At 35.9% G+C, this 13787-nt stretch carries 8 protein-coding genes; 7 read left to right on the forward strand and 1 reads right to left on the reverse strand.

Features of this window, described 5'->3' with window-relative positions:
* Positions 1–15 precede the first annotated feature (15 nt).
* The 7 genes from FOF46_RS05085 to FOF46_RS05115 all read left to right on the forward strand — a co-directional run bounded on the left by FOF46_RS05085 (position 16) and on the right by FOF46_RS05115 (position 12929).
* Positions 16–243, forward strand: coding sequence for a hypothetical protein (locus FOF46_RS05085; protein ID WP_143915694.1), 228 nt, complete (start codon positions 16–18; stop codon positions 241–243).
* Positions 218–3226, forward strand: a complete 3009-nt coding sequence (locus FOF46_RS05090) for a hypothetical protein (protein ID WP_143915695.1) — start codon at positions 218–220, stop codon at positions 3224–3226. The genes FOF46_RS05085 and FOF46_RS05090 overlap by 26 nt, the downstream gene beginning before the upstream one ends.
* Positions 3227–4906: a contractile injection system tape measure protein gene (locus tag FOF46_RS05095; protein WP_143915696.1), complete on the forward strand. Its 1680-nt coding sequence runs from the start codon at positions 3227–3229 to the stop codon at positions 4904–4906.
* Between the two features lie 28 nt (positions 4907–4934).
* Positions 4935–7355 carry a vWA domain-containing protein gene (locus FOF46_RS05100; RefSeq protein ID WP_143915697.1) on the forward strand — a complete coding sequence of 807 codons (2421 nt, stop codon included), beginning with the start codon at positions 4935–4937 and terminating at the stop codon, positions 7353–7355.
* Positions 7356–7385: 30 nt separating this feature from the next.
* Positions 7386–10634 (forward strand): eCIS core domain-containing protein, encoded by a 3249-nt coding sequence (locus FOF46_RS05105; RefSeq protein ID WP_143915698.1) that lies wholly within the window; start codon positions 7386–7388, stop codon positions 10632–10634.
* Positions 10635–10697: 63 nt separating this feature from the next.
* Positions 10698–11594 (forward strand): eCIS core domain-containing protein, encoded by an 897-nt coding sequence (locus tag FOF46_RS05110; RefSeq protein WP_143915699.1) that lies wholly within the window; start codon positions 10698–10700, stop codon positions 11592–11594.
* Positions 11595–11600: 6 nt separating this feature from the next.
* Positions 11601–12929, forward strand: coding sequence for an ATP-binding protein (locus FOF46_RS05115; RefSeq protein WP_143915700.1), 1329 nt, complete (start codon positions 11601–11603; stop codon positions 12927–12929).
* Between the two features lie 104 nt (positions 12930–13033).
* Here the strand turns inward: FOF46_RS05115 and FOF46_RS05120 are convergent, their stop codons facing one another.
* Entirely contained in the window at positions 13034–13783 is a 750-nt protein-coding gene (locus tag FOF46_RS05120) for a LytR/AlgR family response regulator transcription factor (protein ID WP_109433896.1), read from the reverse strand.
* Positions 13784–13787: the final 4 nt, after the last annotated feature.

Below are 13787 nucleotides of genomic sequence, written 5' to 3' on the forward strand. Positions count from 1 at the left end.
CCTAATAAAGCAACCATGAATTCAGAAAACACAATGAAATCGGTCGAACAAAAAAAAATTCACTTGTCCTTATCACTGGGATCAATCAATCAAATATTAGCAGCTTTAGGCTCTATGCCATATATACAGGTATATGAACTTATTCAAAATATAAAGGTTCAAACAGAATTAGCTCTCAATGATCATAAGGTACAGTCTGATAAAGAAATGAATGAATATGAACACAAAACAGCAAATTCTTAAATCTCCAATATTAAAAAAGGGAGAAGATTTTTCGTTTTTACGACAAGAGGGGATTCGACTTCTCCAGCAATATTCGGGAACCACCTGGACAGATCATAACATACATGATCCAGGGATCACCCTATTGGAAGCTTTTTGTTTTGCACTTACCGAACTTTCGCTAAAAGCTGACCTTGATATTAAAGATATTTTGGCTAGTAGCCAACAAAATTCTTCTAATGTACTATTTGGTGCTGAAGAAATTTTACCAGTTCATCCTACCACAATTAAAGATTATCGAAAAGTATTAATCGATACCGAAGGTGTTAGAAATGCTTGGTTTATTCCATTGTCTATTGGGGAGACTAATAATATTAATGGTTTGTATGATGTATTATTAGAATTGGATGAAGATGATACATTAGGTGATATTAATAGTAGTATCATCGAAAAAAATATTACTATCAATATCGGAAGTGGAGATCAAGATTTTACTATTGGTGTGTTTTTCCCTTTTTGGGACGAAGAAGGTGCAAATGCTTTTCAGGAAATATTTACTACTATAGATAATATTACCAGTCCGGGATCTGCCAGTATTATATTAACACCTCCTTCAGGAGAAGAAAATGATTACTCGGCAGAATTAGAAATAACCTATAATACTATTTCGACTACTTCATTTACTGTTATCATATCTGTAAACCCAACAATTGGTACAGATCCTATAGAAACTACTGCTGTCGAAAATGAAATTATTACCCTTTTGTCTAATACCGGTAACGACTCCTTCATCGATTTATTTAACAGAAAAGTAGTAGCGGCCTCAACCATTGAAAATAGTATTTGGGAGAAATTGAGAGCTCATCGCAACTTAGGGGAAGATATACAAGATATAAAGGCCGTTAGAATTCAAGAGATTGGTATAGATGTTAGTATTGAAGTTTTGAAAACATTAAATCTCGAAAAATATCTGGCTTCGGTTTTATTTGAGCTTGAAAATTTCTTTAGACCTCCAATACTTTTTACATCTCTCCACGATTTAGAAACCAAAAAAATCTCTTACGAAAACATTTTTGAGGGGCCTTTATTAGCAAATGGTTTTCTGGACGATGCCGTACTCAATGACTTGTCGAGAGGAGTTGCTGATAGTCGAAATAGTACTGTATATATATCAGATTTAGTTAATCTTTTTATTAAAACTGCTCTAAAAAATTCTACAGCAATAACAAATATTATCGAAAATCAGGTGATTGCAATTTCTAATATTACTATTTCTAATTACCGAAACAACAAGATAGTAGAAGAAAAGGTTACTGATTGTTTGGTACTTGCAGAGTCAGAACTGGTTAAACCCAGATTCAGTTTTAATAAATCTAACATACAATTTTATAGTGGAAGAGTCGAATTAGACTACAATTACGATTTGGTGATTAGCTTATTAGATGAATTAAGAACAACGCTTCAAACTTCTAATACGATATCTAATCTTCCATCTATTCCTTCTGGTGAATCTTTAGCTACATTATCAGACTATTATTCTATTCAACATGAATTCCCTGCCGCCTTTGGTTTAGGAAAAAATGTATTATCTAATGCCTATTCAGAAGAACATAGAGCAAAAGTAGAACAGTTTAGGGCGTATCTAACGATAATCGATCAATTACTCGCGAGTTATTCAAATCAATTATATCATATTAATGATCTATTCTCCATAGATACCAATGTTACTAATACTTATTTTAAAAATCCGCTATATGATATTCCTTACTATGAAAGATTACTCGTTGATTTTTTAAATAGCGGACAAAGTTGGGAAGATTTTAAAAATGACCTTTCAAATGATTATCAACAAGCTTTAGATGAGATCTTCGAGTCTAATACTATTTTTCTAGATCGTAGAAACCGTTTCCTCGATCATTTAATGGCAAGATTTGGAGCTTCTTTAGAACATTATATTTCTTTCAGATATGAAGAAAACTCTTTGATGGTTGATAATTCATCACAACTTGATTTAAGACAACTTGAAATAGCTCATGACCTTATTTTAGATAAGATTAACTACCTGAGTGTATTCCCCGAGCAGAGTAAAAATCGGTTTATGGCTTTAAATTATAGCGAAGAGGCTTGGGATACAGGAAATACATCAGGATTATCTAAACGATTGCTTAGTGCGCTGGGTTTAAGAAACCTGAATAGAAGAACTTTACATAATGAAGTAGATAATTTCATACAGATTGTTCCTGACGGCCCTGATTTTATTTTTGAAATTATTGATAGTAATAGTGATGTGATATTACGGAGTGTGGGTAATTATCCCAATGCTTTAGATGCACAAAATGAAGCTAGAGAGACTATACGACAAGCTATTGATAGAGATCATTATTTTGTAGAACCCCAGGGTGTATCTCCTGTAACATATGTAATAGGATTTCAACCAGAATCCGGAAATTTACCGACCTATGTAGCGACTTCGCCTCTTCCTTCTACAAATGACGAATTTGCTGCAAGAACTAACATAAGGCACATCATCAGAGAACTAAAAGAAATTGGAAGTGGAGTATATATTGTAGAACATATTCTTTTACGACCCAACGAGGGAGATACAATCGATTTAGAAATTCCGATAAATGAAACCAATAATGTTTCCAATCCATATTCTATGAGAATTAGTAGTATTCTTCCCTCTGGATTTGAAAGAGATTTTGCTATAGAAATGGAACCAATACCTTCAATTCCTGCACAATTTCAAAATGAAAAATTTCGAAACCTTATCGTGAAACAGATTAATGAAGAAACTCCTGCTCATATACTGGCAGGCATATACTGGTTAGATATCAATACCGGTGTTGAAAATGCAAATACACCTTCTCTAAACAATTTTACAGCTCGGTGGAGAGCATGGCTTGAAGCTAAAGAAGATGCGTCAACACCAATAAATGTCCTTAGCGATAGAAGGAGTGAATTAATTACAGTACTGAATGAAATTTATCAAATATCTGCATAAATGAAACCATACGATAACATAATAAGACAGTTGTTTTTTGATATTAATGTCAATGGGAATACTTCTTCCGTTTCATTAAGCGAAGATGTTACTCAATATTGCACAACAGAATTATGTAATGCTATCGAAAAAAAGATTCAGAAATATTACAGTGATGAATATGTATTCATTGATAGCTTAGAAATTGATTTAGGGAATATATCGTTTACAAACTGGGAAAACGTTTTGAAGGAAAGATTAGATTTTGCTTTACAGGAACAACTTAAAAAAAGCTTCTTATTACAAAAGGATTCCAAAACTATTTCTTCTTTTTCCACGAATACTTCACATAAACCTGAACATATTTTAGCAGATAAGATTAGTAGAATAGTAGGCACAAATAAGGTAGACAAACCTTCACAATTATCAAGAAAAAAAAATCATATAGATGTTCTTGAGAATGCTTTCATGTTCTATTTTGAAAAAGGATACTTTCCATGGTGGTTTGATTTGAATGTGTTACCACAAATTGGTAAGAAATATATACATCAATTAGATGTGAAAAAGACTAAAAAACTTGTCTCCATACTTCAAAAAACACCCAATACCCGCATACGGTTTCTAACTACTTTTCAGGATGAGGAAATAGCCTTTGTTTTAAGTACTATGGGAGTGTCAAAAGAGATACCTCTAGATCATTCACCACTATACAAAGTTTTTGAAAAAACTGTCTTTCAAAAGGATCAGGAAAAGGAATTTAGAATTGTATTTTGGGAGACTATTATTATACACCATGATCTCATTAATAAAACTGTAAAAAAACCTGAAATACAGTTTTTAAAATACTTATTTTCAAATACTTGCTTTAAAAAAAAGAAATTTTTAAGAAGTTTCCGTTCAGATAAAATAGTCCACTTTTTCTTAAATGAAATACAAGGAATATGGCCTCAAGTTCCGATCTCAAAATTTAAAGAAGAAATAGCCTTAATTCTCTTAAAGGATAACGAAACTGAAAATGTGAAGATAGATTTGAGTTCAGCTCACTTTACCAATCCAAACACAAATAGAAATGTAAAAACTTCTGAACAGGAAAAAACTACTGATAATTTATATAGAGCTAACAGAGAAGAAGAATACTTAAGTGAAGAGAGAAAAGAGCAAAATAATATACCAGAATCAACTTTAAGAATAGAAGAGGAAGAAGGAGTATATGTACACTATGCCGGAATTACGCTTTTATATCCTTTTTTAGGATCTTTTTTTAAGAATCTGTCATTGTTAGAAAATAACAATTGGAAAACCGAGTCATCTGCCCAAAAGGCAATTCGACTTCTTACATTTCTCAGTACAGGAAATATGGGGTACATAGAATATGAGTGTGTATTGTTCAAACATTTATGTGGTTTGCCATGGGATACGGTTATGGATCACAGAATAGAGCTCAACTCCTTTGAATTGAATGAGGCAAGAAGCTTACTAAAATCAGTTATTCAACATTGGGATGCACTTAAAAACACCTCTGTCGATGGTTTAAGAGAAGGATTTATCAATAGATCTGGCAAACTCCTAAAAACCGAAACAGGCTGGCAACTTTATGTGGAGCAAAAAGCTCAGGATATCTTGCTACAACATCTACCATGGGGAATTGGAATGGTAAAATTCCCTTGGATGAAAGAACTCTTACAAATCAACTGGATTTAAAATTTTACTCATAATTAAAACTTTATATATGAAACCGACACTAAAATTTATTAAAAATATTGTAATCATTCTTATCATGAGCTTTATGATGCCCTATCATTTTTTTGGGCAAGAAGACATTCCTTTTAGTCCGGGAACCGATGTTCTTGAAACAGCCAATACTTATGGTGTTGGTGATGCTGCATTTGATCTTACAATTACTCCTGGAGGGTTAGGTATAGGCAACATAGTAATTTGGACAAACGTAGATGCTACTACGCTCAATGGTAGCGGGCTCAAAATGGTAGTCGGAGGAGAGGATCCTTTTGTATCTCCGGATTTAGAAGTAACTGTAGATGGTACTGCAGAAATCCTTCATGTAGTTCCCGACCCAACAGTCACTCTAACTACAATTGTTGAAGATTCTTACACCATATTTTTGGAGTTTGAAAGCGGAGGCGACACTAGTGAAATTGAAGTGATTATACCCGTTCGTAAACCTGTTTCAGCAGCTTTTGTGTTAGATAGATCAGGGAGTATGGGGAATCCGCCACATGATGGAGTCGGAACTATCACAAGAATGGATATTCTTCAAACGGCAGCCAATTTATTTGTGAATAAATTAGATGCTTTTAAAGTTCCAGGAGATTCAGTTGCACTTACATATTTCGAAACCACAGTAGATACTCCTCCTCCTGGATTTGGAGCTTCTTTTACAGATATCGATGGAAATGCTTCTAATTTCACGAATGAAATCATAGCATTAACTCCAGGTGGGTGGACGGCAATGGGTGATGGTTTATTATCAGGAAAAAACAAACTTTCTACAACCGCAGCTCATAGTCGACAACTTATTTTTCTATTTACAGATGGAGAGCAGAACCGTGGAGATGAAGTTGTTGATGGTGGTCCAGATATAGGAGAAGAAACCGATAGCGGAGAATCTTTAAATAATAGTGATGATTCCATCCATATAATTACCATTGCTACTGGAGCAGCCGCAATGGGAGCTCCTGCAAGCCTTTTAGAGGAGATAGCCACAAAAAATACTCCTACGGGAGCTACCGCTCGTTTTTTCTTATTACAAGAGGAGGTTAATGCGGGAGGAGATGGAAGCGATTTTAATACTACAACAGGCATAGCAAATTTCTTTGACGCCGGATTCGAGAATATGCTAGAAGGGAATAGTCCTCAAACTGTCGGTGTTGAAAACGGTAGGGTTCCTAGAGTTATTGATTCTACTTCAGGTTCTTCAACTTCAGCACCTGTACATAATTTTGAAATTAATGACAATATCGATAAGATTCTTTTCGAACTCATCACACCAGATCAGGAACCTTTTTTCACGGTAGAAAAAGATGGGGTATCGGTAACAGGTAGTTGTAATGATGAATCAGCAATTAAATACATCTTTGGTCCGAATAATGGGACTAATAGCCTTCTAGGTATTATTGACTTAAAAAAGTATGCTGGATGCGCTGCTTTGCCTCAAACATCTAAAGGAACTTGGACGGTAAGAGTACGATCAGGAACTGGAGGAGGAAAACCATATCAAATTAAAGCGCAGGTAGATGATCATCGTTTAGATTACGATTATAATATAGAAGCTGATGATTTCAAAGTAGGAGATCAATTGCGCATATTCACAGATCTCAGTTATAGAAAGAAACCTATTCAAGATGCCAATGTTTCAGTACTGGTTTTCAAACCTGGAGAAGATCTTGGCGATTTACTGGCTAGAGCTCAGGTAAAACTCGATGTTAATGATAGTGTAGATGTAGGATCTATAGGATATGAGAAATTATTAGCTCTTTTAGAACAAAATCCAGACTTGATAGATTCTTTAAACCTGGGAGAAAATGTAGTGAATCTCTCACATTCTGGGGATGGAAAATATGAAGGAACATTCTCAGATACCGATGTATCTGGAGTATATCAAACTATTGCTCAAATATCTGCATCTAATGACTCTATAGGAAAAATTAACCGTCTAACAAGACGTACTGTGTACTTAAGATTTGGAGATCCCGATCCTGATCCGAATGTATCTCCCCAGCAAGTCACTCAAATTGGAGATAATAAATTTCAATTACAATATGCTCCAAAATATAAAGTGGGGAATAAGCAACGTTTTGTAGGACCAGGTTTTGCAAATGGAATTAGTATTAAAGGTAACGATGTCGCTAATGTGAATACAGTTGATAATGGAGATGGAAGTTATACTATAACTTTTGACGCAATTAATGGTAATAATGATCCAGATATATCTATAAGTATCTCAGATGTAAAAGTTTATAAAGGGAGCGCTCTTGGTTTTGGGAAATCACAAGATTGTAATACCCTTTGCGAAGTTCAAAATTGGCTCGAGGATACATTTGGTATCCCTGGTTGGTTAGCATTTATTATAGCCTTGTTAATTCTGCTGATTCTCTGGATACTTAATAAAAAGTTCAAAAAACCTAAAAAATAAATTCAAATTTCAACTTAGTATTGAATAGATATGGCTATCACAAGTACATCACATGACTCTTCGACAACTTCTGCTGCTAATCAGCATCATAGAAGTGTAAAAGAGTCACGTGGTGTTGCTACTGTAGAAGCCGCAGATCATTCTAAATCTGAAAGCCAGACTAAGGCAGAGAGTACTACTTTTTTCCAACCAAAACTTCAGGTTAACAAAATCAATGATCCATTTGAAGTAGAAGCAGATCGTGTTGCTGATGAGGTAACACAATCTATTTATACCGGTGGAGAGGGGTTTTCTCCTCCAGCGGCACCTCCTGCTTCTGGGGATGCGGGAACTAATATCCAGCGGTTAGCCTTTTTTCAGCGTAAACCAGCTTTTGAAAGTCCAACAGAATTGGATTTGAATACTGCTAGCAACCCAGAAGCAGAAGTACAACGATCAGCCACAGCAGAATCAATTACTACTACGCCTCCACCTCCAACTACTCATCATCAGGAAGAAGATATTGCAGAGACTGAAACTGGAGAGATTCAACGCAAAGTTAATCTGAGTGAAATGGCAGAAGGGCAGCATACAAATTCTGATTTTGAATCTAAATTACATGCCAGCAAAGGAGGAGGGACCTCAATGTCTCGAAAAACAAGAACACAAATGGAATCTGCCTTTGGAGCAGATTTTAGCAATGTGAGAATTCATACCGATTCTGATGCAGAAGGGATGAGTAATCAGGTGCAAGCACATGCATTTACTCATGGTCGTGATATTTATTTTAATAAAGGAACATATCAGCCAGAACAAAAAGAAGGGACAAGATTATTGGCTCATGAATTGACCCATGTAGTACAGCAGGGTGCAGCTACCAAAAATTCAGTACAACGAAGTGCCAACGTTCAGGTCAATCAAAGTGCCCCTGCTATGGTACAGAGAGGTGTGATCTCAAGAGCACGTAATTGGGCAGCAGACAAGGCAAATAATATTCCTGGATATTCAATGTTAACCGTTATTTTAGGATTTAACCCTATTAATGGACAAGATGTCCCTCGTAATGCTGCAAATATCTTTAGAGGCATCATGGGCTTTTTACCAGGAGGAAATATGATCTGGGAGGCACTTAACAACCATGGTATATTCGACAAAGTAGGAAATTGGATTGTACAACAACTGGATACTCTTGGAGATATTGGAGCTTCTATTGTAAGTGCTTTTAGAGAATTTGTTGGTTCTCTGGGGATAACAGATATAGCTAGATTGGGAAGTTTATGGCGTAGGGCGAAACGTATTTTTACATCGCCAATTACTATGCTAATTAACTTTGTTAAGGGATTAGTTTCAGATATTTTAGAATTCATCAAAGAAGCAATTCTTAGACCTTTAGCAAGTCTTGCAGAAGGGACAAATGGTTGGGATTTGCTTATTGCTGTTCTTGGTACAAATCCTATTACAGGAGATGCTGTTCCGCGAACGGCCGAGACTCTTATTGGTGGCTTTATGAAGTTAATCGGTCAGGAAGAAATTTGGGAAAATATCAAAAAAGGAAATGCTATTGCACGAGCCTGGGCATGGTTCCAGGGAGCTATGGGTCAATTAATTGCCTTGGTAACCAGTATTCCTACTCGATTTATAAACGCGTTAAAATCATTAACCATAGTAGACTTGGTAGTAGTACCCAGAGCCTTTGCCAAAATAGCATTAGTCTTCGCCACTTTTGTAGTAGATTTTGTTTCCTGGGCGGGAAATGCAATGTGGGAACTTTTGAAAATCATCTTTTCGGTGGTCGCCCCTGGAGCTATGCCATTCCTTGAACGAGCAGGAGGTGCTATTCAGTCTATTTTTGAGAACCCTATGGCCTTTTTAGGCAATTTGGTACAGGCCGGAAAAATGGGCTTTCAAATGTTTAAAGATAATATCGGTAGTATTTTAAGGGAGGTGCTAATCGATTGGTTGACGGGAACTTTGGCGGGTGCAGGTGTTTATATTCCGACAGGACTTGATTTTGTAGAGATTTTGAAGTTCGTATTATCCGTATTGGGTCTTACCTGGGAGAATATGAGGGCCAAATTAGTAGAGCATTTGGGTGAAGGGTCAGTTACGGTTCTTGAGGAAGGTTTTGAGCTGATCCAGTTATTGGTGACCGAAGGTCCTGCTGCAGCTTGGGAGAAAATTATGGAACATATTACGACACTCAAGGATACGGTGATTGGTGAGATCATCTCCTGGGTTACCCAGACGGTGGTTACAAAGGCAGTGGCAAAGTTAGTAAGTATGTTTATTCCTGGGGCCGGATTTATTCAAGCCATTCTGGCTATTTGGGGAGCTATTCAAGTATTTATTCAGCGTATTCAAAAGATTATACAGGTAGGAGTCGCCTTTATGAACTCTATTGCCGATATCGTAGCAGGAAATCTGGTACCTGCAGCCACAAAGGTAGTCAACACCATGAAAGGAATCCTGGTATTAGCAGTAAGCTTTTTGGCTGAATTTGTTGGACTAGGTAAAATAGGAGATGCCTTGCAAAATATCTTGAAAAAGATCAGAGATCCTATCGATAAGGCACTTGATAAGATGATTTTATGGGTGAAGGGGAAAGCGCAGAAATTTTTAAATGGAAAAGATAAAGACAAAGGACTTCAGGCATTTCAAACTGAAGAAGAACCATTTATTGAGAATAGTAATATTAGTCAGGAGAATGCACAGAAAGTAGCTGCCAACGTAAAAGAAAAGCACCCTGTGTTTAGTAGTATTTCTGTTGTAGATGGGGGAGATAGCTGGGATTATAATTATATATTTAGAGCAAAGAAAGATACAACTAGTGGCAAGGCTGAAGGAGGTAATGAAGAATGTAATTTGGAAACAGATAATGGTCTATTTGAGAATATAGATCAAGCGCATGAAAAAGCGATCCAGATTGAGAATTTTGCATCGAATGCTAGATTTGTAAGGGCTAGTGGTGTAGAAGTTATGGATAATGGTGATACTCATACATTTTATGATGTTTTCGAAGGACAAAATAAGGTAGGCCGAATTAAGGTAGCTGAGATTCGTTGTATGGCAGAAGGGCATGGAGTTCATTTCCGATATATAGGTACAGTTTCTATGACAACAGTTAATAGAGGTCATTCACCAAGAGGAAGAAATGAGGAAAGAAGCAGAAGAAGTAGAAGAATAGAAGATAAAAGAGAAAGGGATACTGATGATAATGGAGATGATAGAAGAAGAGGTAGAGGTAGAAGAGGTAGAGGTAGAAGAAGAGACAGAGGCGGAAATTATGACGATGATGATTGAAACTCACTTCATAATTAGTTTAAAATGTAGAATGATCTAATAATATATTAAAACACAAAAACAATGAAAAAAATAAGACCAAGAAAACCAAACAAGAACAAAAAGGAGGAAAGCGATCCTTTTTTTTCGAATACAGAAAATAAAGCGAAAGAAAGTTCTGGGAGTGATAGTTTTTTCCAGGCCAAATTAGAAGTAGGTGATCCTAGCAGTCCTTTTGAACAGGAAGCTGATGCTATGGCTGATCATGTACTACAACAAAATAATGAGAAAGCACCTGGTGATGCTTTTGGAAAACAATCGGTACAACGACAAGCGGAAGAAGAGGAACCTGCAGCTAAACGTATTCAAAGACAAGCAGAAGAGGAGGAACCTGCAGCTAAACGTATCCAAAGACAAGCAGAAGAGGAGGAACCTGCAGCTAAACGTATCCAAAGACAAGCAGAGGAAGAGGAACCTGCTGCAAAACGTATTCAAAGACAAGCAGAGGAAGAAGAACCTGCTGCGAAACAAATTCAACTGCAGGCAGAAGAAGAGGAGCCTGCTGCAAAACGTATTCAACGACAAACAGAGGAAGAAGAACCTGCTACAAAACAAATTCAAAGGAAAATGGATGATGAGGCAACTCAAGCCAAAGGAGAATCTAAAGAAAAAAAAGGAAAGAAAACAGAGGCTAATGCTATGGAATCTGTAGAAGCTATGATTCAGGAAACCAAAGGACAAGGTATGCCGCTTCCTGAAGAGATAAAAGCAGAACTGGAGGCCGAAATGAAAGCAGATTTCACCAATGTTCGTATTCATACTGATGAAAAAGCTATCGAGCTCTCTGCGATGTTAAACGCACAAGCATTTACCCATGGATATGATATTTATTTTAATATGGACAAATATGATCCTTATTCCAGAAGTGGGAAACATTTATTAGTACATGAATTAACACATGTTGTTCAGCAAAAAGGATAACCGTTTATGATCACTACAGAAATCAATACTTCTTTAGAATATGCCTTAACAGGTCTTAAGACGCTATTGCTAAGTAGTTTAAAGTCTTTTGAGACCAATGAGCGCTTAGAACTAGAATCTTGGGATATCACTTCATGGTCTGCTTCTCTATTACCACATTTACCTGTTAAAAAGATTAGTGATGAAGAATTGGTGATTATTACTTTGGCGTTGGCACCTCATATCCGACCTCATTATTTTGATCGACTTATTCAAAGTGTATATCCTAATGGTGGAGGATTTCCTCATTTAGGAGGGATTAGAGGAAAAGGACATCGAGGGTTTTTACCATCGGGAGAGACAGCACTCTTTCTTTTGGCGGGTGAAAACCTTGAATATCGATTTCGGATTCAGCAGCTTTTTTCTCCAGAGCACTGGTTTGCAAAAAAACAAGTGATTCGTTTGGCGGAGCCTGAAAGAAATGAACCGGCTATGAGCGGACAACTTATTTTGGATCAGGAATTTATTGACAAAATAACATTAGGTCGTATAACCAGTCCTAGTTTTAGCACAGAATTTCCTGCTGCCAAAATTACAACAGAACAGCATTGGAATGATTTAATTTTACCTAGTTCGACTTCACTTCAAATTCAGGATATTCTTATCTGGTTAAAATATAAACATGCCTTATTCGAAGGGTTAGAAATGCGTAAAAAACTAAAACCTGGATATAGAGCATTGTTTCATGGTCCACCAGGTACAGGAAAAACTTTAACCGCTAATTTATTAGGAAAACACACGAATAGAGATGTATACCGAGTGGACCTTTCTTCTGTGGTATCTAAATATATTGGTGAAACAGAAAAAAATCTTGCAAATCTTTTTAATAAAGCAGAAAATAAGGATTGGATTCTCTTTTTTGATGAAGCAGATGCGTTATTTGGAAGACGTACACAGGTACAAAACTCTCATGATAGATATGCCAATCAAGAAGTTGCATATTTACTTCAGCGAGTAGAAACATACAAGGGATTGATCATATTGGCTTCTAATTTTAGGAGTAACATAGATGAAGCTTTCGTTCGTCGTTTTCAATCGATTATTCATTTCCCGATGCCAAGAACGCAAGAGAGGTTAAGTTTATGGCAGAATGCTTTTCCCAATAAACTTATACTGGACAAGGATATAGACCTTAAACAACTTGCCCAAAAATTTGAATTGACTGGTGCAGATATTATGAATGTAGTGCAGTATGTTTGTCTTAATGTATTGGCCAAAGAAAGTCATGTAATCTCATATAAAGATATAACAGAAGGTATAAAAAGAGAGTTTGTTAAGTCTGGTAAATTCAGTTAATAATAAAAAAATAGATTCTATACAGTTAAAGAAGAAGTAACCGCTATAGAAGAGATGAATTGTGTTGTGAAATACAAAAGTTATTATTAGTTATACCCTAAAAATTACCTGTGAAGACGATCTAAGATTTCCATTACTTCGATTTTTTTACGAACAGATACAGGTATATTCTCTCCATTTTTAAGCATAAGATATCCTCCGTCAGTTTTTATAAACGCACTAATGCATTGCAGGTTAACCAAGTGACTTTGGTGTACTCTCAAAAACTGATAACTCTTAAGCATATCAGCAAAGTATTTTAATGTTTTGGTTACAAATATTTTTTGCCCATCTTGAAGATAGAAGATTGTATTATTACTATCAGATTCACAGCGAATAATATCGTCCAGATTTACAATAATGATTTTATCCAGAGTATGTAATGATATTTTATCGGGTTTTTGTTCTGGAGCAGATAACGTATCTTTAAGAATATTAAGACGTTCTTTATTGGGTTGTATTTGCTCTTTGGCCCTTGCAATAGCCTGAGCCAGTTCCTCATTTGAATATGGTTTTAATACATAATCTATAGCTGCAAATTTGAATGCTCGAATGGCAAATTCATCACTGGCAGTAACAAAAATTATTTTTGATTTTAAATCAGGAAATATTTCTAAGATATCAAAACCAGTACCATCACCGAGCATGATGTCTAAAAATAAAATATCTGGCTGTGTATTGCGTAATGATTTTGCCGCTTCAACAACACTTTGTGCCGTATCGACTACTTCTATTTCAGGATGATTTGATTTTAGATCACTTTTCAAAAGTTGAAGTGCATCTGGCATGTCTTCTACAATAATGGCTGTAAGCATAATA

Source organism: Aquimarina algiphila, from assembly GCF_007489275.1.
Taxonomy (GTDB): Bacteria; Bacteroidota; Bacteroidia; order Flavobacteriales; family Flavobacteriaceae; genus Aquimarina; species Aquimarina algiphila.